At 66.6% G+C, this 26,321-nt stretch carries 22 protein-coding genes; 3 read left to right on the plus strand and 19 right to left on the minus strand.

Going from position 1 to position 26,321, the window contains the following annotated elements:
* The 11 genes from ACVWZ5_RS01770 to ACVWZ5_RS01820 all read right to left on the minus strand — a co-directional run bounded on the left by ACVWZ5_RS01770 (position 1) and on the right by ACVWZ5_RS01820 (position 13,158).
* Positions 1-525 (minus strand): methylamine dehydrogenase light chain, encoded by a 525-nt coding sequence (locus ACVWZ5_RS01770; protein ID WP_028689280.1) that lies wholly within the window; start codon positions 523-525, stop codon positions 1-3.
* Complete coding sequence (gene mauD / locus ACVWZ5_RS01775) at positions 522-1,118, minus strand: methylamine dehydrogenase accessory protein MauD (RefSeq protein ID WP_457340360.1); 597 nt, start codon at positions 1,116-1,118, stop codon at positions 522-524. Before mauD ends, ACVWZ5_RS01770 begins: the two co-directional genes overlap by 4 nt.
* Positions 1,115-1,669, minus strand: coding sequence for a MauE/DoxX family redox-associated membrane protein (locus ACVWZ5_RS01780; RefSeq protein ID WP_062364443.1), 555 nt, complete (start codon positions 1,667-1,669; stop codon positions 1,115-1,117). Before ACVWZ5_RS01780 ends, mauD begins: the two co-directional genes overlap by 4 nt.
* Entirely contained in the window at positions 1,663-2,883 is a 1,221-nt protein-coding gene (locus ACVWZ5_RS01785) for an amine dehydrogenase large subunit (RefSeq protein WP_189660255.1), read from the minus strand. Before ACVWZ5_RS01785 ends, ACVWZ5_RS01780 begins: the two co-directional genes overlap by 7 nt.
* 37 nt (positions 2,884-2,920) lie before the next feature.
* Positions 2,921-3,883 (minus strand): WD40/YVTN/BNR-like repeat-containing protein, encoded by a 963-nt coding sequence (locus ACVWZ5_RS01790; RefSeq protein ID WP_230962655.1) that lies wholly within the window; start codon positions 3,881-3,883, stop codon positions 2,921-2,923.
* 28 nt (positions 3,884-3,911) lie between these two features.
* Positions 3,912-6,272 (minus strand): efflux RND transporter permease subunit, encoded by a 2,361-nt coding sequence (locus tag ACVWZ5_RS01795; protein WP_457340361.1) that lies wholly within the window; start codon positions 6,270-6,272, stop codon positions 3,912-3,914.
* Positions 6,273-6,316: 44 nt separating this feature from the next.
* Complete coding sequence (locus ACVWZ5_RS01800) at positions 6,317-8,143, minus strand: DUF1302 domain-containing protein (RefSeq protein WP_457340362.1); 1,827 nt, start codon at positions 8,141-8,143, stop codon at positions 6,317-6,319.
* Positions 8,144-8,161: 18 nt separating this feature from the next.
* Positions 8,162-9,499 carry a DUF1329 domain-containing protein gene (locus tag ACVWZ5_RS01805; RefSeq protein WP_084942845.1) on the minus strand — a complete coding sequence of 446 codons (1,338 nt, stop codon included), beginning with the start codon at positions 9,497-9,499 and terminating at the stop codon, positions 8,162-8,164.
* Positions 9,500-9,704: 205 nt separating this feature from the next.
* A complete protein-coding gene (locus tag ACVWZ5_RS01810) occupies positions 9,705-11,069 on the minus strand; it encodes an NAD(P)/FAD-dependent oxidoreductase (protein WP_457340363.1) in 1,365 nt (454 codons plus the stop codon).
* Between the two features lie 90 nt (positions 11,070-11,159).
* Positions 11,160-12,164 carry an AraC-like transcriptional regulator QhpR gene (gene qhpR / locus ACVWZ5_RS01815; protein ID WP_062573696.1) on the minus strand — a complete coding sequence of 335 codons (1,005 nt, stop codon included), beginning with the start codon at positions 12,162-12,164 and terminating at the stop codon, positions 11,160-11,162.
* 124 nt (positions 12,165-12,288) lie between these two features.
* Positions 12,289-13,158 (minus strand): LysR family transcriptional regulator, encoded by an 870-nt coding sequence (locus ACVWZ5_RS01820; protein ID WP_062573695.1) that lies wholly within the window; start codon positions 13,156-13,158, stop codon positions 12,289-12,291.
* Between the two features lie 180 nt (positions 13,159-13,338).
* On the opposite strand from ACVWZ5_RS01820, the gene ACVWZ5_RS01825 reads away from it, so the two are divergent.
* Positions 13,339-14,331, plus strand: coding sequence for an NAD(P)H-quinone oxidoreductase (locus ACVWZ5_RS01825; protein ID WP_069017794.1), 993 nt, complete (start codon positions 13,339-13,341; stop codon positions 14,329-14,331).
* 1 nt (position 14,332) lies between these two features.
* On the opposite strand, the gene ACVWZ5_RS01830 is transcribed toward ACVWZ5_RS01825, so the two are convergent.
* The 8 genes from ACVWZ5_RS01830 to ACVWZ5_RS01865 form a co-directional block, all read right to left on the minus strand.
* Complete coding sequence (locus ACVWZ5_RS01830) at positions 14,333-15,034, minus strand: PA1136 family autoinducer-binding transcriptional regulator (protein WP_062575708.1); 702 nt, start codon at positions 15,032-15,034, stop codon at positions 14,333-14,335.
* 5 nt (positions 15,035-15,039) lie between these two features.
* Positions 15,040-15,894: a glyoxalase III HchA gene (gene hchA, locus ACVWZ5_RS01835; protein ID WP_062573693.1), complete on the minus strand. Its 855-nt coding sequence runs from the start codon at positions 15,892-15,894 to the stop codon at positions 15,040-15,042.
* Positions 15,895-16,063: 169 nt separating this feature from the next.
* Positions 16,064-16,627: a nucleotidyltransferase family protein gene (locus tag ACVWZ5_RS01840; RefSeq protein ID WP_062573692.1), complete on the minus strand. Its 564-nt coding sequence runs from the start codon at positions 16,625-16,627 to the stop codon at positions 16,064-16,066.
* Positions 16,624-17,595 (minus strand): XdhC family protein, encoded by a 972-nt coding sequence (locus ACVWZ5_RS01845; RefSeq protein ID WP_062573691.1) that lies wholly within the window; start codon positions 17,593-17,595, stop codon positions 16,624-16,626. Before ACVWZ5_RS01845 ends, ACVWZ5_RS01840 begins: the two co-directional genes overlap by 4 nt.
* A 3-nt stretch (positions 17,596-17,598) precedes the next feature.
* The gene (locus ACVWZ5_RS01850) at positions 17,599-18,810 is read right to left on the minus strand and encodes a c-type cytochrome (protein WP_457340364.1); all 1,212 of its coding nucleotides are present in this window, start codon (positions 18,808-18,810) and stop codon (positions 17,599-17,601) included.
* A gap of 2 nt (positions 18,811-18,812) precedes the next feature.
* On the minus strand, positions 18,813-19,352 hold the full coding sequence (locus ACVWZ5_RS01855; RefSeq protein WP_028689265.1) for a (2Fe-2S)-binding protein: 540 nt from the start codon (positions 19,350-19,352) through the stop codon (positions 18,813-18,815).
* Positions 19,345-22,176 carry a xanthine dehydrogenase family protein molybdopterin-binding subunit gene (locus tag ACVWZ5_RS01860; protein ID WP_457340365.1) on the minus strand — a complete coding sequence of 944 codons (2,832 nt, stop codon included), beginning with the start codon at positions 22,174-22,176 and terminating at the stop codon, positions 19,345-19,347. The genes ACVWZ5_RS01855 and ACVWZ5_RS01860 overlap by 8 nt, the downstream gene beginning before the upstream one ends.
* A gap of 173 nt (positions 22,177-22,349) precedes the next feature.
* Complete coding sequence (locus ACVWZ5_RS01865; RefSeq protein WP_457340366.1) at positions 22,350-23,261, minus strand: LysR substrate-binding domain-containing protein; 912 nt, start codon at positions 23,259-23,261, stop codon at positions 22,350-22,352.
* A 94-nt stretch (positions 23,262-23,355) separates the two neighbouring features.
* Here ACVWZ5_RS01865 and ACVWZ5_RS01870 point away from each other — a divergent pair, with 94 nt between their 5' ends.
* Together ACVWZ5_RS01870 and ACVWZ5_RS01875 are read left to right on the plus strand one after the other, a co-directional pair.
* Complete coding sequence (locus tag ACVWZ5_RS01870) at positions 23,356-24,447, plus strand: tartrate dehydrogenase (RefSeq protein WP_028689262.1); 1,092 nt, start codon at positions 23,356-23,358, stop codon at positions 24,445-24,447.
* 250 nt (positions 24,448-24,697) lie between these two features.
* Positions 24,698-26,296: a BCCT family transporter gene (locus ACVWZ5_RS01875; protein WP_050706147.1), complete on the plus strand. Its 1,599-nt coding sequence runs from the start codon at positions 24,698-24,700 to the stop codon at positions 26,294-26,296.
* Positions 26,297-26,321 lie beyond the last annotated feature (25 nt).

Consider the following 26,321-nt stretch of genomic DNA (forward strand, 5'->3'; position numbering starts at 1 on the left):
CTACTCCTTGACCCCGATCACCACCGACAGCGAGCAGTGGTACGGCATGTCCGCCTGGCTGCCGGAGCACCAGTTGAGGTCGTTGGAGCTCTGCGGGCGGTACAGCGGCGTGTCGCCCTGGTCACGCTGGCACACGCAACGGCCGCAGTTGCTCTTGCCGCAGCAGTCGTTGTACGAGATGACGTAGTCCTTGCCGTCGGTGGGGTTGCGGCAGGTGCCGATCCAGGTGATGTCCGAGCGCACGGTGCCCGGAGGGCAACTGCTGGACGTGCCGCCGCAGCAGCCGCAAAGGAACCCGTCGATGGCGCAGTGACGCCAGTACTCGCAACTGTTCGGATCACCCGACTCCTGCAGACCAGCGCTGGACTGGGCAAAGGCGCCGCCGCGAAACACCGGCAGCAGGGTGGTCGCCCCGGTGCCGACCAGCAAGGTGCCCAGGCCGCCAAGAAAGCCGCGGCGCGAAGTGCCGCGGGCGACACGGCGGGTCAGCAGTTGGGTGGCCTCGTCGAACCAACGGATCGTCATGGCTGCATCCCCTGTTGCGCGGCGTTGTACGCCTGGACGGTGGCATGCCCCAGGCGCCGCGCTTCCAGCAGGCTTTCCAGGTGCTCGCGGGTGTTGATCAGGCCATGGCTGGCGACGCGGCCGTGCTCATCGATCAGCACAGCGTAGGGCAGCTTGCTGATCTGGTAGGCCAGGCCCACTTCCCGCGACAGCAGGTAGGGGAACGCCTGCAAGCTGTGGGCGTCGATGAAGGCCAGGTGCTCATCCGCTTCGCCATCGCTGGCCAGCACGACCCTCAGGCGTTCCTGGCGGCGCAACGCATCGAGCACCGGCAGCAGCGTCTTGCACACCGGGCACGTCTCGGACAGGAAGAACAGCAAAGTGCCCTGCCCGCTTGCGTCGCCCAGGTTGACCGAGCCCCCGGTCAGGCTCGGCAGGGTGAACACGGGCGCCGTGTCACCGGCCTTTATCGCCTTGCCCAGGGACAGCGCCCCCACCGGCTGGATGCGCTCATGCAGCAGCCCGACCTGGCGCGCCAGCGCCCACACGGCAAGGATCAGCATCAGGATGATCGCCCAGGACAACAGGCTGGAAATGATCAGTGCATAGGTCATGGCCGTTGCCTCACAAGTGCACGGTTGGAGATCAGCTGGTTGGCCAGCAGGTACAGGGCGGCGACACATACGAAGGCGAACACCAGGGTGCAGCCGTCGAGCCAGCTCAGCGCGCGTTCGTTCATCGGTACCAAGAGGTTGCCGGCGACCAGCGCCAGCAGCAGGTTGCGCCAGACCAGCGCCCGGGACGGCGGCTGGCGACGGCCGCCGAAGTGGCAGCCGCAGTCTTCCAGGGATGCACCCTCTCCCACGGCCGCCGCCAACACGCCGGCATACAGCACCAGCATCACCACGGCGGGCAGCGTCGCCAACGGCCACCACAGGCTCAGCAACAAGCCGGCGGCGGCCAACACGTCCAGCACCGGCAACAGGTGCGCCCACACCGGCGCCGCGCACCAGCGGCCCAACACGCGCGCATAGCGTTGCAGCACCTCGGCAAACGCCCGGGGATCGTGCAGCTTGTGCAGCGCGGCGGCGCCGAGCAGCAGGGCCAGCCCGCCGACGCTGGCGACATGCACCAAGGGGTCATGCAGCAGTTCGACGCTCACCATGGCATCACCACATTGAGGAAACCCAGGGGAATGTCACCGACACTGCGCAGGTGCTCGCCGCTGTCAGCGTCGTACAGGTTCACACCCTGACGCAGCAACGGGGTCAGTCCGGCCTCGCCTTCTGTCAGGTAGACCCACAGGGTGAACAGGCTCGGCATCGGCACCACCCAGTCCAGGCTGTACAGCCGTGGTTGCGCGCCCTGGCTGACGCCGATGGCGGTGCTCTGCTCCTTGAGCGACAGGCGCGCCACACGCTGCTGCGTGGCCACATCGAACACCCACACCTCGGTGCCGGGCTTCTGGTAGTTCTCCGGTTTGTCCTTGTGCATCAATACGAACAGCCGCCCGCTCTGCCGATGCAAGGCCACGCCATGGTTGCCGGCAATGCCCCAGCCATCGGCGCGCTCCTGGTCACTGAGCAACGACCACTGCTTGCGCGGGCGCACACCCTCGGCGCTCATGTCCAGGGCATAGGCGCGGTTGTGCTGGGAGACGAAGTACCACGTGCCGCCATCGCGCACGCCCGTGGTCAGCAGCAGGTCCTGCAATGGATCGAACGCTGGCGCGGTACGCTCTTGCAGCGCCACCTGCCCCTGATCATCCAAGCGCAGGTGGAAGAACCCGCCATTGCCGCAGATGGCGTAGAAATCGCGAGGGCCGGCCGGGTAGATAGAGGCGCAGCCGGGGATCGGCACCTCGGTGACGAAGCGGCTGTTTTCCAGATCGACCACCGAGATCGACTGCGCCGGGGTGAAATTGAGCACCAGCAGGAAGCGCTCGTCATCGGAAAGCACGCTGAGGCCCGTGGAGATCAGCGCGGTCATGCGCTTGGCCGGGATCGCGATCTCACGCTTGGGGCTGAGGGTCCTGGCGTCGTACACCGTGACCACATCGCTGCGCTGGCCGCGCACGCCACGGCTGAAGTAGATCTCGGTGGCATACAGCTCGTCGCGGCTGTGCGCCAGCTGCAGGCCGTTGGACCAGATGCCGGTGCTCAGCTGGCCGAGGTTGCGGCCCTGGTCGTCGAACAGGTAGGCGCGGCCATCGACCATGTTGGGCGCATTGCTGCCCCAGATCCAGAACCAGTGCTGCTCGCGATGATCGCCCAGCACTTCGACACGGGCCTGCTCCGGCACGAATTCGGCCAGTGCCGAGGCGGTGCCGGCGAACAACGACAGACCACACAGCAGATGACGCAAGGAACGCTTGAACATAGGGGCTCCGCAACAGGCGATTGGCCTGGGCTTGAGTCTATCGAGGGGCATTTTCAGAGGCTTGGCGCGCGGTGACAGTTGCCTTGGCATCCGGTGCCACGCCATCGATCACGCCAGTGGCGCCGAACAACAGCAGGTGACCGGATTGCGCAGCCAGGGCGGCCAGGTTCGAGCGGTCTTCACGTTGTGCGCTGGTAAAATGCGCCACCTGCGAGTCGGAGATCGCCACCAGGCCCGAATTACCCACCAGCGCCACCCGCCCGTCATCCAGTTGCGTCACGGCGCTGATCGCCTCGCGGCTGCCACTGTCGAGCAGGCGCCAGTGGCGCCCCTGGCTGTCCCCCAGCAGCACCCGCCCGCTCATCCCCGCCAGCAGCACGCGACCATCGCGCAGGCCGGTGCCGGTCCACAGCGAGCCACTGACACCGGTGTCCAGTGCCTGCCAGGACGCGCCCTGGTCAGAGGAGCGGTAGCCGTGGCCGGCCTCGCCGACGATAAACAGACTGCCGTCAGCGGCCTGGAACACCTGATTGAGGTGGAAGTCGTCGCCCTCCTCGCCGATTTGTATCGGCAGCCAGCTGACGCCGCCATCGACCGTGCGCGCCGCATAGCCGTAGGCACCGACAAGCATGCCGTGGTGGGCGTCGGTGAACAGCACCGACAGCAGCACGGGTTTGCCCTCCAGGCGCTGTTGCAGGGTCCAGTGCTGACCGCCGTCGAGGCTGTGCAGCAGCACCCCACCATGCCCCACCGCCCAGCCTTGTCGCTCATCGACGAAGCTCACGGCGGTCAGCAAACCATCCACCGGCACGCTGCGCGCCTGGCGCCATTGCTGGCCATCGGCGGACAACGCCACCACGCCGTGGTCGCCCACCGCGACCAGCCCTTCCCCGGCCCGCGCCACCGCCACCAGGGGCGCGTGGCGTACATCGCTCAGGGCAATGGCCGGCGCCGCAGCGACCTGCCCTGCCCATATCAACCCCAGCAGCCAGGGCAACACCTGAACAGTCCTCATCCTTCAGCCCTTCTCAATGGGCGATCAGGGGCGCGCGGACCGGCCCCCGTCGCGGAACCAGTCTTTCCAGGACCACGGCCAGCGCCGGCAGCAAGGTCACCGCCATGAGCATGTTGGCCATGAACATGAAGGTCAGCAGCAGACCCATGTCGGCCTGGAATTTCAACGCCGAGAACGACCAGGTGGCCACCCCCACCGACAGCGTCAGCGCGGTGAACACCGTGGCCACGCCCACTTCGCGCAAGGCCTGCTGGAAGGCGGCGACGATGTCGCTTCCTGCTGCCAGGTGCAGTTGCAGGCGGTTGTAGATGTAGAAGGCGTAATCCACCCCGACGCCCACGGCCAGCACCATCACCGGCAAGGTGGCCACGGTCAGGCCGATGTCGAGGGCCTTCATGAACCAGTAGCCGAGGAAGGTCGCCAGGGTCAGCGGCAGGCAGCAGGCAAGCATCGCCCGCCAGTCGCGGTATACCAGCCCCACCAGCAGCACGATGGTCAGGTACACGTAGAGCATCATCGGCAGCTCCGAGCTCTCCACCACCGCGTTGGTGGCGGCCTGCACCCCGGCGTTGCCGCTGGCCAGGCGCACGCTCACCCCAGGCAAAACATGGCGCTCGCGGTACTGCTCGACGGCCGCGGTTATCTGCTTGAGGGTGCTGGCCTTGTGGTCGGCCAGGTACAGGTTGACCGGCAGCACGGTGCATTCGGCATCGAACAGGCGCAGCGCTTCGGGCACTTGGCGCACGGTTTCGCCCAGGGACAGCTCGTCGACCGGCAATGCCGCCCATTTCGGGTTGCCTTCATTGACCCCCGAGGCCGCCAGCTTGGCCATGGCCGGCAGCGCCTGCGCCGACAGCACGCCGGGCAAGGTGCCCAGGTACCAGGTCAGGCGGTCGACATAGGCCATCACGTCATGCCGGTAGCAACCGCCCGCCGGGGTCTGCACGGCCACGGTGAACAGGTCCAGGCCCAGGGCGAAATGGCTGACCACCTGCTCCACATCCTGGTTGTAGCGCGAGTCGGCGTGCAGTTCGGGCGCGCCCGGCAGCACATGGCCAATGTGCCGGCCCTGGCTCTGCCACACCGCCAGCGCCATCAGGCCAACGCCCAGCACGGTCACCCGCAGCGCGTTGCGCGGCTCGGCGATGCGCCCAAGGCCGGTCATCAACCCTTCGCGGCGCGCCCGCAGGCGCTCGACCTTGGCCACGTAGCGGCCGTCGAAACGGCAGTAGCTGGCCAGTACCGGCAGCATCACCAAGTTGGTGACGATCTTGTAGGCCACCCCCACCGACGCGGTAATGGCCAGTTCGCGAATCATCGGGATCGGCACCAGCACCAACGTCGCAAAGCCGACGAAGGCGGTGATCAGCGCCAGGGTGCCGGGAATCATCAGGCCGACGAAACTGCGCCTGGCGGCGGTCATGCCATCGGCACCGGCACAGACCTCCTTGGCGATGAAATTGACCTGCTGTACGCCGTGGGACACGCCGATGGCAAACACCAGGAACGGCACCAGGATCGCCAGCGGATCGAGGCCGAAGCCCAACAGCGTCAGGGTGCCGAACTGCCACACCACCGACACCAGCGAACACACCAGCGCCAGCGCCGTCAGGCGCCAGGAGCGGATGTACCAGTAGACCGCCAATGCCGTGAGCACAAAAGCCAGGGCGAAGAACTCGACCACGCTGCGGGCGCCGGCGCCGATATCGCCCATCTGCTTGGCGAAGCCGATGATCTGCACGTCGAAGTCGGCGTCGGCGTATCGCGCCCGTACCTGCTCCTCCAACTGACGACTGAAGGCCAGGTAATCGAGACGTTTGCCCGTCACCGGGTCCGGGTCAGCCAGCTCCGCCACCACCATGGCCCCACGCTGGTCATTGGCCACCAGGGTGCCGACGAAGCCGCCGGCCAGGGTGCGCTCACGAATGGCGGCAATGGCCCGGGCATCGAGGTTGCCGACGGTGACATCACCGCCGACCACGTCCTCGGCCTTCATGCCCTCCTCGGTGATCTGCACCGCGCGGGTGTTCGGCGTCCACAGCGAAGTGACGCTGCGCCGGTCGATGCCCGGTAGGAAGAACAGCGTCTGGGTCAGGTCGTGCAAGCGTGTCAGCGCCGCCGTGTTCCAGATATCGCCATGGCGCGCCCGCAGCACCACGATGACGCGGTTGGCGCCGAACAGCACGTCGCGGTACTGGTTGAACGTCTTGATATAGGGGTGCTGCTGCGGCAGCTGTTTGTCGAAGCCCGCCGTCATCTCCAGACGCGCGGCAAACAGGCCCATCACCAGGGTGACCACGACCAGCAGGCCGAGGGTCGCCAGGCGGTGGCGAAAGACCAGGCGCTCGAGCGCCGAGACCAGATTAGCCAGCATGAATAGCCTCCCCACCACGCGCCAGCAAGCGCGTGGCGGCCGGATCAGAAGGAGTAGGAGATGTTGCCGCTGACGAAGTCGCGGTCGGCCATCAGGTTGTTGTCGCCCCCGCCCCAGTAGCGCACCCACTGCAGGCCGCCTTTCCAGCGGTCGCGGTGGTTGAACAGCAAGGAGGCGGTCAGCGACCTGCGCCCCTCGACGAAGGGCATGGCGTTGGGCGTGGTGCCCTTGACGTCATGGCTGAAGTCCAGTTGCGGGGTGACGGTGACGCCGCTGCCGAACAGGTTCGGGTAGTTGAGCCCGAACTCGGTGACGTAGCCCCACGAGGTACGGTCCGGCAGCGAATAGTCGGGAAGCACGTAAGGCACCCGGCCCGAGGTGTCCAACCCCGGATAGCGGGTGACCGCCACCTCCGCCAGCAGGAAGCCGTCCGAGGCGCCCAGGGCGTTGGGGATGAAGCCCAGCGGGTCGTTGCCCGAGAAGGTATAGGTGGCGTTGACGTCAGCCTGCCACTTGCGTTGCTCGACGAAGCCCTTGCTCACCCCGGTGTCGAACACGCTGTAGCGATTGTAGCTGCCGGTCAGGCCCTGCCCGAAGGCTACCGTCGGGTCGATGGCCACGCTGTCGTGGGGTCGGAACGACAGCTCCCCGGCCACGGCAACCGGCCCCACCAGGGTGCTCATCGACACACCGAACAGGTCCTTGTCCTCGCCGTAGTTGATGAAGTAATCGTCTACCACCAAGGCGTCCGGGTTGCTGCGCGCCGTGTAGCCGATGAACGGCAGTTTGTCGTGGTAGCGCTGGTAGAACAGGCCGAACTCGGTGTTGATCGACTCCGCCATCCAGCGCAGGGCCAAGCCGTACTGGCCGCCGTTACCGGGCTTGCGTTCGCCGCCATAGGGTACTGCCAGGCCGCTGGCCACCAGTTGCTCGTGGCTCAGCCCGCTGGTCAGCGGGTCGCCGCAGCGGCCGGTCGGGCTTCCGGCGCAGGTGCCGGGTTGCAGGCCTTCGACGAAACCCGTCGGGTAATAGATCGCCCGACGCCCTTCGCCCGCGATGTCGGCGCTGGAGAAATAGGTGCCCACCGGGTCGACGTCATAGCCGTTCCACTTGAACTGGTAGTAGCCCTCCAGGTTCAGGGCGTCAGTCAGTCCCAGGCTGAACGAGGCCATCGGCGCGGGGATGAACACTTCCTTCAACTGCGTGCCCGGGGTGTGGTACTTGGGCAGGCTCAGGGCGTTGATCTGGTTGATGCCGCCGCTGACGAACAGCTCCGCGCCCCAGCTGATCACCTGGTTGCCGACCTTGACCTTGGCCGGCATATCGCCGAGGTCGAAGCTTTTCGCCAGCCACAGGTCGAGCAGGTCGAAGCGCTGGGTCGCGTCGCGCCTGGCCGGCCCCTCCAGGTCGGTGCGACGGGTGTCGTCCATTTTGAAGTCCCGCGCCCAGGCCACCCGCCCCAAGGCGCTCCAACCCTCACCGAAACGCAGGCTCAGCTCATGGGTACCCTTGAGCACCTGGGAGAACACGTCGTGCTTGTGGTAATTGAGGTTGCCGTCGTCGGCGTTGCTGTAGTTGATGTCGGCGTTGGCATAGCCATTGCCGCGCTCCAGGTTGTAATAACGGCCCAGCTCGTTATGGGTGCCGGTGTTGCAACCGCCATTGTCATTGCCCAGCAAATGGCAGTCGGGCGATTGCAGGCGGCTGGCGAAACCGTAGGACAGGGTCGAGTCGACGCTGCCCGAGATCCCGTCCTCGCTACCGAATGTCACGGCCTGGCAAGGTTGCGCGCCGAGCAGCCCGAGGGCAGCCAGGGCCAGCGCCGGGCACGGTGCGGCCTTCGCCCATGCCCGCGAAGGGAGTCTGTTCATGCTGTGGTCTCCCGAGGCTCAGCGTTCGCCGCGACGGCGCAGTTCGCCCGCGTTGAACAACTTGTCACTGACCCGGCCCTGCAGGCCGGCGGTGAGGTCCAGGGCCGCGCCCTGCTGGGTGAAGCCGTCGGCGATATAACGCCGGGCGATCAGGTCGTAGCTGACGTACTCGAAGCTGGTGCAGGCCTGGATCTCGGGATCGGCCCACAGGCTGCCCTCCTGCACCCGCCACAGGTTGCCCCTGGCGTCGTACATGTCCACGTGCAGCAGGCTCCAGCTGTCCTCGTCGAAATAGAACACGCGCTTGGCGAACGAATGGCGCTTGTCGGCCTTGACCGTAGCCTCCACCACCCACACTCGATGCTTTTCGTAGCGCTGCGCGTCACGGTCCAGGTACTGCTCGCCGATCAGCTTGTCGTAGGTATTGGCCTTGTCCACCAGGCGGTAGGAGTTGTACGGCACCACCACTTCGCGCTTGCCCAGCAGCTTGAAGTCGTAGCGGTCCAGGGCGCCGGTGAACATGTTGATCTGGTCGACGAAGTACAGGTTGTCGGAGCCGGCGATCGGATTGTCGTAGGCGAAGGTCGGCGCCTGACGCACGCGGCGTTGCCCGGGGAAGTAGATCCAGGCGTTCTGCGGCTGGTCAAGGCGTGCGTGCACCAGGTACATCTCGCCGGCGCGCGAGGACGGCGACTGGATGTCGTAGAGCAGCTTGGCTTCGATATCGCCGGTGTCCTCGGGCGCTTTGACCGCCGGGTCGTTGTAGGGGTAGTACTCGCTGGCCCACTGCCGCACCTCGGTGAGCCCGCCGGCCGCCTCGCGGCGCAGGAACGAGATCTGCGCTTTGCGGCCCTTGGCCATGTAGCGCAGCTTGTAGTTCCACAGCACCTCGATGCCGCTTTTCGGTTGCGGGAACGGCACCGCGGCCCCGGCGGCCTGCTCCAGGCGCCAGCCATCAGCGCCGATGCGGGCTTGGCCGGCAAAGTCCTGGGTACGCTTGGCCACCTCGGCGGGGATGGCGCAGCTGCGATGGGTGGGGTACACGTCCAGGCGATAGCCCGGGTAGGCCTTGATCAACGCCACCTGGCCTTCCGGCAACTGCCCCTGGTACTGGGCCACATTGCTGGCATCGATCGAGTACAGGCGCTTGTCGCCGGCATAGGGGTCGCCATGGCCCGGCGACCAGCCGGCCGGCGCCTCGGTCAGGCCGCCGGTCCATGCGGGAATGCTGCCATCGGCATTGCCGGCCCTTTCGGCCCCCGTAGGGGTAAGGTCGGCAAGGGCCGTGAGCGAAGTGGTGGTTCCGAGCAGCGCCAACAGCGCGCCGCCCAACAGGGACAGGGGGCGTGGTTTCATGAACTTTTCCTTGCGGGATTGTTGTGGTTATCGAAAGGCAGTTCGTAACGGGCAAGGGCGCGGAAAAAGGGGCCGCCAAAAGACGGCCCAACATGCGTTTCCGGCTCTGCGTGACAGACAGTATTCAATGGCGGTGGCCAGCGGCTTGGCCGCATGCGCCAGGGTGTTTGTCATCCGGTGCCAGCAGGCAAGTACCCTCTGCGTGTCAGGCGTTGAGCCCGCGCTCCTCCCACCAGTCCCAGGCTCGCAGCGCCTGGCGCGCCGTGCGCCCGGCCCAGCACGACAGGGTGTTGCCCGGCATCGGGATGGCCTTGCGGTTGACGATCCAGAAGTCGCTCAGCTCGCTGCGTCGCCCCTGCAGCAGGTCGGCGATGGTGCGCCCGTTCAGGTGGCTCAGCGCCACGCCGTGGCCGAAGCACCCCCCGGCATAAATCATGCGTTCATCGCCGACAAAGCTGATCTCAGGGACCATGTCGGCGTTGACCGACACCGGCCCGCCCCAGCGATAGGCGATGCGTACGTCGCGTAACTGCGGGTAGATCCACTTGAGGTGTGTCTCGCAATGGGCCCAGGTGGCCGGCGAGGGCTGTTCGTGCATGGCGCTGCCGGTGTAGGCCCGCACATCACCACCGCCCATGACGATGCGCCCGTCCGCGGTCGGGCGAAAATAGTGCAGCATCTGCCGGTTGTCGCCGAAGGCCTCCCTGCCCTGCCAGCCCAGACGCTGCCATAGCGCGTCGCCCAACGGCTCGGTGACCACCTGGTAAGTCCACAGCGGGAACTGGCGGCGCTCCAGCACACGAGAACCGGGTACCTGCCGTGAGTAGGCATTGGTGGCGATCACCAGCTTGTCGGCGGTCACCTTGGCCACGGGCGTGCGTAACACGATACCGACGCCGCGGTTGTCGATATCGAGCACCGGTGTCGCCTCATGGATACGCACCCCTGCGCAAGCTGCCAGGCCCTTGAGCCCGCGCACGTGCTTGCAAGGGTCGAGGTAGCCGGTCTCGGCTTCGCGAATGCCGCCCAACAACCGAGGCGAAGCGTACTGCTGACGCAGCGCGTCGCTGTCCTGCCAGCGCATGTCCGCCGCCAGTCCCAGCGAGTCGTACAGCTCCAGGGTCTTGCCCAGGCGCGCTACCTGCTGCGGCGAATAGCTGACCCGCACCAGCCCGGCATGGCGGTAATCAGAATCGATGCCGTGGCTGTCGATCACCTCACGGGTATAGGCCACGGCCTTTTCGAGGTAGTGGTGGGCGTCGATCATCTTCTGCCGTCCCCAGCGCAGCACCACCAGTTCCGGCTCCAGCCCGAACAGCTTGGTGCTGAAACCGGCATTGCGCCCGCTGGCGCCGAAGCCGATCAAGGCCGCCTCCAGCACCACCACCCGGGCACCGGGGTTGTCGCGCTTGAACTGCCAGGCAGTGTTGAGCCCGGTAAAACCTCCACCAATCACCGCCACATCGACCTTGAGGTCTTCGGTCAGGCGCGTATTGGGCGCGTAGGCGCCGTAGTCGTGTTGCCAGAAGGAGCGATGTTCATGCACAGCGTCGTTGTTGTTGTCGTTCATGCTGGACTCTCGGGTTTCGCACACAGACATGCGGTCCCTCCGAGCCTATCGGGTGGCGCGACAACGTGATTGACCATGGACGCCAGATTTTCAGCACCCCGTGCCAGGCCCGCGCCCGGCCTGGCGGAACTGCTGCGGCGATTGCCCGGTCCAGCGCCGGAACGCCCGGGTGAAAGAGCCGGATTCGGCATAGCCGAGCAGCAGAGAGATCTGCGTCATCGAGTAGTCGGAATGATTCAGGTAGCCCAGCGCCAGGTCACGGCGCACCTCCTCCACCAGCACAGAGAACTCGATGCCCTGGTCCTTGAGCCGACGTTGCAGGGTACGCCGGCTCAGCCCCATGCACTCGCTGACCTCATCCAGTGACGGCACGCCACTGGTCATGCCCAGCGCGATCATGCGGGCGACCTGGGGCAGCAATTCGTCGCTGATGCTGCGCTGCTCACGCGCCTGCTGCAGGTACGGTTCCAGGGCCATGAACAGGCGCTCATTACCTCGCGCCACCGGCAGTTGCAGGACCTCGGCGGGCAGCGTGATGCGGTTGGTCGGCTGGCTGAAGAACAACGGGCACATGAACAACTGCTTGTGCATCGACACGTCCGCCGGGCGCGAGTGCTCGAAGTCCACCCGCAGCGGCCGTACCGGGCTGGCGGTGATCAGTTGCAACTGGCGCAGGATCGTGGCGATGGCGAACTCGGCGTCCTGGCGGCGGTTGACCACGGTGCTGTCGGTGACCTGGTAGGTGATGCGCAACTGGCGGCCCTCGCAGCTGTAGTCGATGGACGACTCCTGGGCGAACACCACGATGTAGGTGTGCAGGGTCATCAGCGCCTTTTCCACGCTGGGCGCGCAATGCAAGGCGTGGCCCAGGGCACCGATATCGTCGGCCTCGGTCTGGCTGCCCAGGGTCAGGCCGACGGCCGGGTTGCAGGTGCCGGCCGCTTCCCACAGGGCGACATACTGGTCGCCAGGGATTTCGATATCGGCGCGTTCCAGCAGCGGCAGGTCGATGCCGAGGGCTTCCAGGTGCGGGGCGAAGGTGGTCCTGAAACGGCGGAAGAAGTTTTCCGAGAGGACGGTGCGCACTGATTTCATGTTGTTCTTCGCAGGTCGTTTTTAGAGTGCCAGGATCAGGAAAAGGCGCCACCGGGCGGCGCATCGCCGATGAGTCCGCGCCTACAGGGGGCGTGTGGTCGCTCACAGCGACTGTAACCGATTGTTACTGAGGTGGGGCAAACGCCCGCACCAGATGCTCGATCACCGCCCTCACCCTGGCCGTGTGGCGCAGGTCCTGGTGAGTGACCATCCACACCTCGTAAGGCTGGCTGCGCGTACGCTGCGGCCAGACCCGTCGCAGGCCGTCGCGCTGCCCGAGCGCCACGGGAATCTCGCCCAGGCCCAGGCCCTCGGCGATGCCCCGGCGCAGCATCATGCTGGCATTGGCCGCCATCACCACCCGGCCCTCGCCCATGGGCACGTCCACCAGGGTCGGTGCGCCGCGGTCACGCCAGTACGGCTCGTACACCACCAGGTCGTGGCCGGCGAAACTGCCCTCCTGCGGCACGCCGCGACGCGCCAGGTAGTCCGCCGAGGCGAACAGGCCCATCTGCCAGCTGGCCAGCTTGCGCAGCACCAGGTCGGGGTTGTCCGGGCGCTGGTTGCGGATGGCGATATCGGTTTCGCGTTGCGACAGGTTGACGATCTCCGAGCTGCCGCTGAGCACGATGCGCACCTCGGGGTGTTCCTCGTGCAAGCGGCGCAGTGCCGGGATGACGAACTCCAGGGCCAGGGAATCGGTAGTGGCGATGCGCACCTCGCCGGCCTGTTCGTTGTCGCTGCCCCGGGTGCGGCGGGCCAGTTCCAGGGCGGCCTGCTCCATCTTCTGCGCCATTTCCACGGCCACTTCGCCGGTGGCGGTGAGCTGGTAGCCGGCGGGCGTGCGCAGGAACAGGGTCGCGCCAAGGTCCGCCTCCAGCGCCGCCACCCGCCGGCCCACGGTGGCCTGGTCGACGCGCAGTACCCGGGCGGCGCGGCGCAGGGTCAGTTCGCGGCTCAAGGCCAGCAGCATGCGGGCGTCATCCCAGTTCATTGGTTCACTCCATTACTTGTCGGCCCGCAGGCATCGCGGCACCTGAAGAAAATCTGCAAAGGTGTGTCGCAAAATCGCCGCGCGACCGCACGACGCGGGTTTCATACCCTGTTACGCACCGGGCCAAAGCGGCCTTTCCTCAGAATGACAGAGGTCTTCATGCGTCACATCCCCACTCACATGACCGCCATCGACATCACCCGGCCTGGAGGCCCCGAGGTCCTCCAGGCCGCCACCCACGCCACGCCTCGACCAGGCCCCCGCGAGGTGCTGATCCAGGTCCATGCCGCCGGCGTCAACGGCCCCGACCTGCTGCAGCGCAAGGGGCTTTACGATCCGCCCGCCGGCGCGCCGGACATTCCGGGGCTGGAGATCGCCGGCAGGGTCGTGGCCCTCGGCGAACAGGTCCGCCATTTTGCCGTGGGCGACGCGGTGATCGCCCTGGTCCAGGGCGGCGGCTATGCCGAGTATGCCGTGGCCGACGAGCGCACCACCGCGCACCTGCCGGACAACCTGTCGATGGTCGAGGGCGCGGCCTTGCCGGAAACCTTCATGACCGTCTGGGTCAACCTGTTCCAGCGCGGCGGCTTCAAGGCCGGTGAAAGCGTGCTGATCCACGGCGGCGCATCCGGCATCGGCACCACCGCCACACAGTTGGCCCGCGCCCTGGGCGCGGCGAAGATCTTCACCACGGTCAACGGCGCCGGGCAACAGGCCGCCAGCCTCGAGCTGGGCGCCGACGTGGCCATCGACTACACCCGCGAGGATTTTGTCGAACAGGTCATGCTGCACACCGACGGCAAGGGCGTCGACGTGATCGTCGACATCATCGCCGGCGACTATGTGGCCCGCAATTTCAAGGCCGCGGCCATGGATGGGCGCATCGTGCAGATCGGCGTGGTCAAGGGCCCGGCCACCGAGGTCGACCTGTTCCCCCTGCTGACCAAGCGCCTGACCCATATCGGCTCGACATTGCGTGCACGCAGCGCTGACGACAAGGCGGCGATCCTCGAGGATCTGCAGGCCAAGGCCTGGCCCCATGTGCGCAGCGGCGCGGTCAAGCCGCTGATCCACGCGACCTTCCCGCTGGCAGCGGCCAGCCAGGCCCATGCCCTGATGGAGTCCGGCCGGCATATCGGCAAGGTGGTGTTGCAGGTTGCGCACAACGGCTGAGTCAGTCGAGCGCGCCGCTGCCCAGGGCGATCCTGATCGCCTGGGCGGTGGTGCTCACCCCCAGGCGCCGACGAGCGGCGCGCAGGTGGTTTTCCACGGTGCGCACCGACAGGCCCAGGGTGGCGGCGATATCCGCCTGGCGTTGCCCGGCGGCGGTCCAGGCCAGCACCTGGCGCTCACGCGCCGACAGCTGACCCTCGCCGGGCGGTGCCTCCAGCAGCCGCCGTGCACCGAGAAACGCTGCGTTGGCCAGCAGGCTCAAGGCCAGGCGCGCCGGCGCCGAAGCGTCGATGCGCACACCGCCCAGGCTCATCGCGCCCTCCAGGCCTGCCGGGCCGAACACTGGCACCTGCAGGCCATGGATGCCCGGCCCGCCGGGCAACCGAACCACCCGATAGCATTCACCTTCGTCGCCAGGCTGCTTGCTCCAGAAGAACGCTTCACGGGCTGCCAGCAGATGGCGGGTCACCGGACAATGGCGCACGTAGGTCCGGGCATCGACCACCTGGCCGTCACCGAACCAGTCCCCTTCCACCCAGTGAATGCGCTCGACCACCTCGTCCCGCGCAGCGCTGGCGCTGAACAGCACGAAGCGGTCATAGCCCAGCGGCCGGGCGACGTTGCGCACGGCCGTCTGGATCGTCGCCAGGGTGGTGGCCTGCTCGATCTGCCGGACCGCCTGTACCACCTCGTCGAACGGCATGCCGTTCACCCGCCGTTGGTCGCCTTGAGCAAGGCCGCGGCAGCCAGCTTGCCCAAGGCGTTGCCGGCCAGCGGGCTGTCGCCGGTGAGCAGTCGGCGGTCCTGGTGGACGGCGCCGGAGATGCCGTCGTTGACGATCTCGACGCCCTGGGCCTGCAGGCGCTCGCCGAACTTCCAGGTCAGGTGGCCGGGCATGTAGCCGATGTCCGGGGTCTTGGCGTCCAGCTCATCGGGGAAGGCGCAGATCTTGTAGCCATCGAACAGTTTGCCGCCGGCCAGCAGCGCCGCCGGACCGTGGCACAGGGTGATGACGAACTTGTCGTGGTCCGCCGCCCATTTCAGCACCTGGGCGACTTCTTCGCTTTCCGGCAGGCCGATCAACGCGCCGTGACCGCCGGGAATGAACACACCGATGTAGTCCGAGTCGTCACCCAGGGCACTGTCGATCACCTCGGCGAGCTTGCGCGGCTGCTTGAAGGAGGGCTTGTAGCGCTCGAACAGGCCGAGCACCTGCTGGTCCTCGCGAGGCATGGCCCAGTATTCGAACTTGACCGGGTTGCCCGACAAGGTCGCGACATCGAAGGCGAAGCCGGCCTTGTCCAGGTGATACATGGGTAGCAGGGTTTCCACGGGATGGTTGCCGGTGGAGAACAGCGTGCCGTTGTCGGTGAGCAGGTAGCGCTCGTCGGCACCGATCAGGAGGATTTTCCAGCGTCCGCCCTTGTAGGCGTCGGGGTAGTCGGCGCCGCTGAGGTCGGACTTGGGCGAGGTGAACTGGCTGAGGGAATACGGCGAGGGGAAAAAGGCGTTGTCCTCGGCCGGATCGGGGGTCGGGCGTTTGTCGTCGCTGCTGTTGGTCATGGCTGTGCTCCTGTGCCTGGGGGTTGACCGGATCCATGCTAGGAGGCCACCGGATGAGCGGCAATGAGGGTTTTCCCTCAATGGCTGCCTGTGGCATCGGTTCATCGGACCGCGCGGTCCCTGGAACGGCCTTGTGTCGCGAAAGGGCTGCGAATGAACTCAGGGCAGTCTAGCCGAGTGCGGCGGGCGTATCGACGTCGCGCAATACCCCTGCGTCGTCTAGCTCGACCACCCGCAACTGTTGCCGATGCCGTTGCAGCACCGAACGCGCGCCCTCATCACCGGCCATCAGTGCGAGTTCAGGCCAGTAGTTGCGCCCGAACAGCACCGGATGCCCATTCTGCCCCTGATGACGCGGCACCACGATGACCGCAGGGCCAGCGGTTTCGACCAACCGCCGGAAGGTCGCGGGCAGGATCCATGGCATGTCCCCCAACAGGATGGCGACCGCCTGTGCCTCGCTGTCATCCAGCGAGGCGGCGCCCGCCGCCAGGCTATGGCCCATGCCCAGCCCGGCATCGAGGCTATGGATGATCCGGCAGTCCGCCGGCAACCCCAGGTCCTCGCCCCGCTCGCCAGCGCGCAGCACCACGCGCACGTCGTCGAACGCCTCCAGGGCGTGCTCGACGCTGTGCTGCAAAAGACTACGACCATCACCCAGCACGGCCCGGCGCTTGTCCGCGCCGAAACGCGCCCCCTGGCCGGCCGCCAACACCAGCGCGACGATGCTCACAAGGCCTCGCGGGCGATGCCGCTACGGGTGCGCAAGATATCGGCGAGCACCGCCAGGGCGATCTCCGCCGGCGTCTTGCTGCCCAGGTTGAGACCGATGGGGGCATGGATGCGCGCCATCTCGGCATCGCCGAGCCCGCCGATACGGCGCAGGCGTTCACGGCGCTTTTGCGAGGTGGCCCGCGAGCCCATCACGCCAATGTAGAACGCTTCGGTGTGTACCGCTTCGAGCATGGCCAGGTCGTCGATCTTCGGGTCGTGGGTGAGCGCCACCACCGCCGTGTCGCGGTGGCAGCCACCGTTGGCGATGAACAGCGAGGGCAGTTCCCGACGGATTTCTATCCCGTCGAGCACCACGTTGTCCATCACCTCGTCGCGAGGGTCGCACAGCACCACCTCGAAACCCAGGCCCTTGCCGAACTCGGCGCAGAAATGCGCGACACTGGAGTAGCCGGCCAGCAACAGCCGTTGGGCGGCGCCGACGCGCAGGCGCACGCAGGCGCCGCCCTGCTCCACCCGTGGCCCCTGGCTGTGGTCGTCCTGCACCTGGCGTTCGCCCGTACGCAGGTCGACCTCGCGCACAAGCCGGCGGCGGCCCAGCAAGGCCGCCTCCAGCTCGCCCAGGTGCGCCTGGGTCGCGCAGTCGCCCGGCAGGTTCTCCACCAGCACATCGAGGATGCCACCGCAGGGCAGGCGGATGTTGCCGCGGGTGTCGCTGCCGTCGCCATAGCGCACCATGGTGACGGCCCCGGCGAACTCGCCAGCGGCGACGCGTTCGAGGAAGTCCTCCTCGACGCAACCGCCGGACAGCGAGCCGACCCAGTGCCCTTGGTCGTTGACCGCCAGCAGCGAGCCCGGCGCGCGCGGTGCCGAGCCATAGGTACAGAGCACCGTGCACAGCCACACGCGCACACCGTCACGCGACCACTGCGCCGCCTGGCGCACCACCTGCAGGTCGAGATGCTGCACGGGTCAGTCCGCCTTCAGCTGGGCCAGCTGCTGGGTGGTCAGGTCGCCCGGCAGGCCGCCCCAGGCTTCGCGCAGGTAGTTGACCATGTCGGTCAGTTGCCCGTCGTCGAGCTTGTCGGCGAAGCCCGGCATCGGCTGCATGCGCTCGAAACCGGTGAACTGCTGCTCGCGGATGCCATCGACGATGGCCTTGACCAGGTTGCGCGAGTCGGCCTGGCGCAGCACGGTGTTGCCGCGCATGGCCACGGCGATGTGCGGTTTGCCCTCGCCCTCGCCACCATGGCAGCCGGCGCAGACGTTGAGGTACTGCTGGCGGCCACGCTTGGCGCTCTCGCCCATGGTCTCGTGGGCGACTGTCTGCACCACCTTGGCCGCCGGCGGCTGGTCACCGAGCAGGTAGGTGGCCATGGCCGACAGGTCGCTGTCCTCTAGATGCTGGGTGCTGTGGTGCACCACCGGGTACATCTCGTTGAACATGCTGCCCTGGGCGCTGACACCGTGCTTGAGGAAGGTCGCCAGATCCGCATGGTTCCAGCCACGGTCGGCCAGGTCCTGGGCCAGCAGGCTAGGCGCCAGATAGCCCAACAGCACGCCGCCGGTCAGGCGCTTGTCCTGCTGCAGCGCGCCAATCGGGTTGCGCGGGGTGTGGCACTCGCCGCAGTGGCCGAGCACCTCGACCATGTACTGGCCGCGTTTCCACGCCTCGCTGTTGCCCTTGCCCTCCTCCAGCTGCACGCTCTTGCCGTACAACAGGTTCCAGCCGACCAGGCCGGTGCGCACGTTGAACGGGAAGCTCAGGCTGGTTTGCGGGGCCGGACGGTTGATCGGCGCCACGCTCATCAGGTAGGCATGGATCGCGTCGGAATCCTCCCGTTTGACCAGGTGGTACGAGGTGTACGGCATGGCCGGGTACAGGTTGGCGCCGTCCTTGCGCTTGCCCTCGGTGAGGGCGGCGAAGAACTCGTCACTGCTGTAGTTGCCAATACCGTACTGCTTGTCCGGGGTGATGTTGGTGCCGTAGATGGTGCCGAACGGCGAATGGATCGGCAGGCCGCCAGCATAGGGCGCGCCGCCTTCGGCGGTGTGGCAGGCCATGCAGTCGGCGGCGCGGGCCAGGTATTCGCCACGCTTGATCAAGGCCTCGTCCGCCGCCTGGGCGTTGCAGGCGACCAGTGCGCCGATGGCCAGCGCCAGGCTGCTCAGAATGCGCGTCATGCTCAGCCCTCCTTGACCAGGCCGAGGTCGCCCAGCACTTCGCGGGTTGCCTCGTAGTAGCGCACGTAGCCGGTGCAGCGGCACACATGGTGGCCGAGGCTGGCCTCGATGGCGCCCTCCAGCTCACTCTGCTTCAGCGGCTTGCGCTGGGCTTTTTCCACCAGCACCGTGGCGGCGTTGACGAAGCCCGGCGCGCAGTAACTGCATTGGAAGGCGAAGCGATCGACGAACTTCTGCTGGATCGGGTTCAACTCGCCCGGATTGCCGGCTTCGTCGAGCTTGGCGTGGCCTTCGATGGTGCGGACTTTCTTGCCCTCGAAGTAATGCGCGCCGGTGATGCAGGTGCGCACCTCTTCGCTGGTGCCGTCAGGGTTGTCGACGATTACCACGCAGGCATGGCAGATGCCCTGGCCACAGCCCAGGCGCGAGCCCGTAAGGTTCTGGTATTCGTGCAGGTAGTCGATCATCGCCAGGTCATCGGGGACCACTTCGGTGACGACAGGTTGACCGTTGAGGGTCAGTTGCAGCTTGCGGTCAGCCATTGAGGGCCTCCTTGACTCGGGCGGGGGTGATGGGCAGGTCGCGCACGCGCTTGCCGATGGCATGGGCCACGGCATTGCCGATGGCGCCGACCACCGGGATCATCACCACTTCGGCGATGCCCTTGGACGGGTCGGTCGGCGACAACGGCGGCAGGATCTCCGAGGTCTGCTTCCACACCGCCACATGCCTGGCCATCGGCAGGCGATAACGGTTGAAGTTCCAGTCGCCCTCGCCCGGGCCACCCTCGTACAGCGGCATTTCCTCCAGCAGCACATGGCCGATGCCCATGGCAATACCACCCTCGAGCTGGCCCTTGACCAGCTCCGGCACCAGTACCCGGCCGCACTCGACCCAGCTGTGGTGGTTGAGCACCGTCACCTCGCCGCTGCCCTTGTTGACCTTGACCTCGACGATGGTCGCCACCGGGCTGTAGTAGGTGACCATGGCGTTGTTCAGCTGGGTGGCCGGGTATTCGGCGTTCTGCCGGTCGAGCAGGTGGAAGCCGGCGCTGTTCATCTGCGCCTTCTTCGCGTTCACCGCGCCGTCGCCGTACTTTACCGCCACCGCATCGAGCGGCAGGCGCTCGCGCACGCCGTCGATGACGAAGTCGGCCTCGGCCCAGCTCCAGCGGTTGAAACCGTGCACGCTGACGCCGGTGACCAGGCCCATTTCGTGGGCTTTCTTCGCCAGCGTGGCGAACGGGATCGGCGCCAGGCCGTTACCGGTCAGCTCGCCGTTGACCCACACCGCGTTCTCGCGGCGCACCACCAACGGGTTGGCCTGGCCGCCATACGGGCCCTGGCTCCACAGGGCCATGGCCGCCGGCCACAGACCGTGGTTGAACAGCACGCGGGCCGCTTCGCGGGTGGCGTGGCTGAAGTAGAACGCCGAGTTGGTCGCCGACGACGGCGAGGCCAGCTTGCCGACCCAGCGCGGGTTGCGCAGCGCGGCGTCCTGCTCGGCCTGGCTGATCAGGTAGGGGTTGCCGCTGGTGGTCAGCGCCAGCTCCGGCCATTCGGTCTGGGCGGTCATGACCTCGTCGGCGACACGGCCGAGGAAGTCGCTGACCACCAGGGCCTGGGAGGTGGACATGCCAGTGCCCAGCTCGGTGCCGATATGGCGCAGGCTGATGCGGCCATCGGCGCTGAACTCGACCGCCGCCATCGGCGCCTCGGAGCCGGTGCCGAAGTCCTTCTGGGTGATGGCAAAGCCCACGCCATACCAGTTGTCGTGGTCCTTGGCGTCCTCGGCCTGCTTGCGCGCGTTGCGGTTCTTCCACCAGTCGTGCGCGGCGGCCTTGTCGAGGATCTCGTGCAGGCGCAGGGCACCGGCGGGCACGGCGCCCTGGGTGTTCTTCATGCCCGACTTGAGCGCGTTCTTGCGGCGCAGCTCGATGGCGTCCACACCCAGGCGGTCGGCGATCTCGTCGACCATCATCTCGGTGGCGGCCATGCTCTGCAGGGTGCCGTAGCCGCGCATGGAGCCGGCCTCGACACCACGGGAATGGTAGGCGGTCACCGACAGGTCGTTCTGCGGCATGTAGTAGATCGACTGCGCCGCGGTGGCGCCCACGGCGGCCACCGACGGGCTGTAGTTGATGCGCCCGCCGCCGTCGACGCTCATGTCGGCGCGGAAGATCTTGAAGCTCATGTCCTTCTTGTCGACGGCCATCTGATAGCGGATGTCGAACGGGTGGCGCTTGATGCCGCTCTGGAACTGCTCGTAGCGGTCGTTGGCCAGGCGGATCGGCACGCCCGCGCCGTACAGCGCGGCGACGGCGGCGTAGAACACGAAGATGTTGTTGTCCTTGGAACCGTAGCCGACGGTGTAGCCCGGGTGCATGTTCAGGTGCTTCAGGCCGAAGCGCGACGGCTTGATCATGTGCACGCATTCCTGCGCCACTTCGAACGGGCACTGGGTGGCCACGACGAAATGCAGGGTGCCGGTGGCCGGGTCGAACCAGCCGTTGCCGTTGTCCGGTTCGAGGGCTGCGGGCTCGATCGACGGGGTCTTGTAGCGCTCGTCGAACAGCAGCCAGTCTTCCGGCGGCTGCTTGAGCTGCTCGTCGATGCGCTGGGCGTAGAACATCCCCTGCTCGGTGAGGTTGCCGTGCTGCTTGGGCTCGGCGGTCCATACCGGCTTGCGCGCCAGGATGGTGGGGAACAGCATGGTGTTCTTCAGGCTCGAGTATTCGTCCTCGTCGAACGGCGTCTTGCCGCCCACGCGCACGAAGCGGAAGCTGCCGTAGGGGTCGCGCTGGTACAGCGGGGCCTGGGCGCCATAGCGGATCGCCTGGTCGTTGAACTGCAGCTTGAGCTTGGCCTTGCGGAAACGCTCGAAGTCGTTCCAGATCAGGATCGCCACCGGGTGGCCGATGAACATTGGTACCTGGCCCGGCGGCAGCAGCGGATCCGGCGAATGGGCCTCGGGCCAGGCAATGCCGTCCTTCTTCAGGTCGTCGGCGGTGACGATGCGGTCCGGTTGCAGCTCGGCGCCCAGCAGCGACAGGTCATGGCCTGCATAGATGCGGTCGGCCTTGGTGGCCTTGAGCAGCATGGCGTGGCCCTGCTGCTGCGGCCAGCCGGGCATGTCCTTGGCGCGGATGTCGCGGGCGAACACCTTGTTGCCACAGACCTTGGACAGCGCGTCGTTACGAAAACGCGCCTTGCCGTCGTGGTTCATCCACTTCTGCGCCGAGGTGGTGACCTTGTTTTCCATCAGGGCGGCGAAGGCCTGGCTGCCGAGCGGCGCCAGGGTCACGCCGACACCGGCGATCAGCCCGCCTTGCAGGAACGAGCGCCGGGAAATATCACGGTTGGACATGGTTGATCCTCTGGGTAGCTCTTGGGCTGCCCATGCTTTTTCTGGTGCTTGAAAACTGGGAGGGCGCGCACGATCACAAAAACTGACTACGAAGTCAAGTTAACGATCGTAGGGTGCCACTGCAAGTCAAGCAGACAACTTGTCGCGGGGTGGCGCGATCGCGCCGCGAAGGCTCAATCCGGCAAGCGATAGCGCTCGGCGAAGTACTGGCGGAAGAACTCCACCGCCACCCGCACCTTGGCTGAACCGGCCAACGGCGCGGTATATACCGCCCAGATATCCGCCGCCTGCTGGTAGTCCGGCAGCACCTGCACCAGCCGTCCCTCGGCGATGCTGTCGTGCACGTCCCACCACGAGCGCAGCAAGATGCCGCGCCCATCCAGGCACCACTGGTGCGCCACCTCGCCATGGTTGCTCGACAACGCGCCGGTCACCCGCACGCTCTCCTCGCCCTGCGGCCCTTCCAGGTGCCACAGCCCGAACGGGTGGTCGCGCTCCTTGATCACCAGGCAGTCATGGCTGGCCAGGTCCGCCAGCACCCGTGGCGCGCCATGCTCGGCCAGGTACGAAGGCGCCGCGCAGAGCACTCGGCGGTTACGCGCCAGGGGCTTGGCGATCAGGTGCGGGGCGATCACGTTGCCCACGCGGATGTCCAGGTCGACGCCTTCGGCGATCAGGTCCACCAGGCGGTCGTGCACATCCAGGCGGATGTCCAGGCGCGGGTAGCGCGCCGCCAGTTCCGACAGCGCCGGCGCCACGAAGCGGCGGCCCAGGCCCAGGCTGCTGGCGATGCGCAACTGACCGACCGGCTCGCGCTGGCCGGCGTTGAGATCGTCGTCCATGCGCTGCAGGGTCTCGAAGATCTGCTGCGCCCATTGATACACCCGCTCGCCCTCCTCGCTCACCGTCACCCGCCGGGTGGTGCGGTGCAGCAGGCGCACGCCGAGGCTGCCCTCCAGCAGGCGGATGCGCTTGCTGACGAATGCCGCCGACATGCCACGCTCGTCTGCCACTGCGGCAAAACTGGCGCGGCGGGCCACCTGCAGGAAGATGTCGAGGTCGTCGAGGTTTGGCAGATTATTCACGAATCGTGCACCAAGAATTGATGGATTGCCGGATTATCTCCGAAGCACAGCCTTATAGCATGGCCGCATCTTCCCTGAACACGAGAGCCGCCCCATGACCAAGACTTTCAAGATCGCCGCCATCCCCGGTGACGGCATCGGCAACGAAGTCCTTCCCGAAGGCCTGCGCGTGGTCGAGGCCGCCGCCCGCAAGCACGGCCTGAACCTTGAGTTCGAGTTCTTCGAATGGGCCAGCTGCGACTACTACCTGGCCCACGGCAAGATGATGCCCGACGACTGGTTCGACCAGCTCAAGGGCTTCGACGCCCTGTACTTCGGCGCCGTCGGCTGGCCGGACAAGGTCCCGGACCATATCTCGCTGTGGGGATCCTTGCTCAAGTTCCGCCGCGACTTCGACCAGTACGTGAACATCCGCCCGGTGCGCCTGTTCCCCGGCGTGCCCTGCCCGCTGGCGAACAAGCAACCCGGCGACATCGACTTCGTGGTGATCCGCGAGAACACCGAGGGTGAATATTCCTCCCTGGGCGGGCGCATGTTCGAAGGCACCGACAACGAGTTCGTGCTGCAGGAGTCGGTGTTCACCCGCCGTGGCGTGGACCGCATCCTCAAGTACGCCTTCGACGTGGCGCAGACCCGCGAACGCAAGCACGTCACCTCGGCGACCAAGTCCAACGGCATGGCCGTGAGCATGCCCTACTGGGACGAGCGCACCGCCGCCATGGCCGCCCACTACCCCGAGATCAGCTGGGACAAGCAGCACATCGACATCCTCTGCGCCCGTTTCGTGCTGCAGCCGGAACGCTTCGACGTGGTGGTGGCCTCCAACCTGTTCGGCGACATCCTCTCGGACCTCGGCCCGGCCTGCGCCGGCACCATCGGCATCGCGCCGTCGGCCAACCTCAACCCCGAACGCACGTTCCCGTCGCTGTTCGAGCCGGTGCACGGTTCGGCGCCGGACATCCACGGCAAGAACATCGCCAACCCGATCGCGATGATCTGGTCCGGCGCGCTGATGCTCGAGTTCCTCGGCCAGGCCGACAACGACGCGCGCTACCAGGCGGCCCACGACGACATCCTCAAGGCCATCGAGACAGTAATCGCCAACGGCGACACCACCCGCGACATGGGCGGCAGTCGCTCGACCCAGGAAGTAGGCAAGGCCATCGCCGCGCTGCTCGGGGCCTGAGTCGGCGTCAGGTCATCGCGCTGCAACCCCGCTCCCACAGGAAGATGCGCTGCATGGGGGGAGCGGGCTTGCCACCCAACCATCCGGATTGTCCGACGATCCTATTGCCACCCACTTCGATTCAATGCAGAATCTGTAAACCACAAGATACTTGTTACCCACCAGTTAACAGAAAGGAAAACCCAGCTTCGATACGGACTTCCCAAACGCCTGACGCCTACTACAAAAAAAATGCTCCAGGAGACAATTGATGTCCCCCAATAACAAAAAGATCGATGTGTTCCTGATCGCCGTGAGCCTGTTGGCCGTGCTGCTCACCGTGATCGGCCTTGCTGCCTTCCCCGCCCAGGCCGAAAGCCTGGCCAACCAGCTGTTCGAGGTGGCCACCCGCACCTTCGGCACCAGCGTCCAGGTCCTGGTGTTCGGCAGTTCCCTGGCCGTGCTGTACCTGGCCTTCAGCAAATACGGCAACATCCGCCTGGGCGCCGGCAAGCCGGAGTACTCCACCACCACTTGGGTGTTCATGTTCATCTGTGCCGGCATGGGCTCCTCGACCCTGTACTGGGGCGTGATGGAATGGGCCTACTACTACCAGACCCCGGGCCTGAACATCGCGCCGATGTCGGCCAAGGCCCTGGAGTACAGCGTCAGCTACTCGTTCTTCCACTGGGGCATCAGCGCCTGGTCGATCTACGCCCTGGCCTCGCTGGCCATGGCCTACCACTTCCATGTGCGCAAGAAGAGTGGCCTGAACCTGGCCTCGATCATCGAGGCGGTCACCGGCTTCAAGGCCACCGGCCCCGTCGGCCGCGCCGTCGACCTGATCTTCCTGCTGACCATGATGGGCGCGCTGACCGTGTCGCTGGCGCTCACTGCCTCGACCCTGACCCGTGGCCTTGCCGACCTGGCCGGCACCCCCAACACCTTCACCGTGCAACTGCTGGTGATCGGCGCGGTGGCGCTGCTGTTCTCGCTGAGCTCGTACATCGGCATCGACGGCGGCCTGCAGCGCCTGTCGAAGATGGTCTGCATCGGCGCCCTGGTGTTCGCCGCCATCGTCCTGCTGGTCGGCCCGACCCAGTTCACCCTGAACAATACCGCCAACTCCATCGGCCTGATGCTGCAGCACTACGTGCAGATGAGCCTGTTCACCGACCCGGCCGGCGACGGCGCCTTCACCCGCAACTGGACAGTGTTCTACTGGCTGTGGTGGGTGTCCTACGCGCCGGGCGTGGCCATGTTCGTCGCCCGCGTCTCGCGCGGCCGGCTGATCAAGGAAGTGGTGTTCGCCCTGCTGCTGGGCGGCAGCTTCGGCTGCTGGTTCTTCTTCGGCGCGCTGGAAAGCTACAGCATGCACCAGTTCATCAACGGCCAGATCGACGTGCCCAAGCTGCTCGGCACCCTTGGTGGCGAAGCGGCGGTGACCGACCTCTTGCTGGCCCTGCCGTGGGGCACGCTGTTCCTCGCCGCGTACCTGTTCATCATGGCGGTGTTCTGCGCCTCGCACATGGACGCCGCCGCCTACGCCGTGGCCGCCACCAGCACCCGCAACCTGCGCGAGGGCGAGGACCCGAGCCCGACCCTGCGCCTGTTCTGGTGCGTGGTGCTGACCCTGGTGCCGCTGGCCATGCTGTTCGCCAAGGCTTCGCTGTCGACCATGAAGACCGCCGTGGTGCTTACCGCGATCCCGTTCATGGTGATCCTGCTGGTGAAGATCTACGGCTTCTTCAAGTGGCTGGCGGCCGACTACGGCCAGGTGCCGGCGTACCGCATCGAGGAAGAGGCCACCCGCCTGGCCGGAGAAGAGCCCCAAGAGCAAGCGCCTCGCAGCGCGGCGGCGGTGCACTGAGTCTGGATTTGTCGTGGGAGCGGGT

Source organism: Pseudomonas sp. TE6283 (assembly GCF_054060555.1).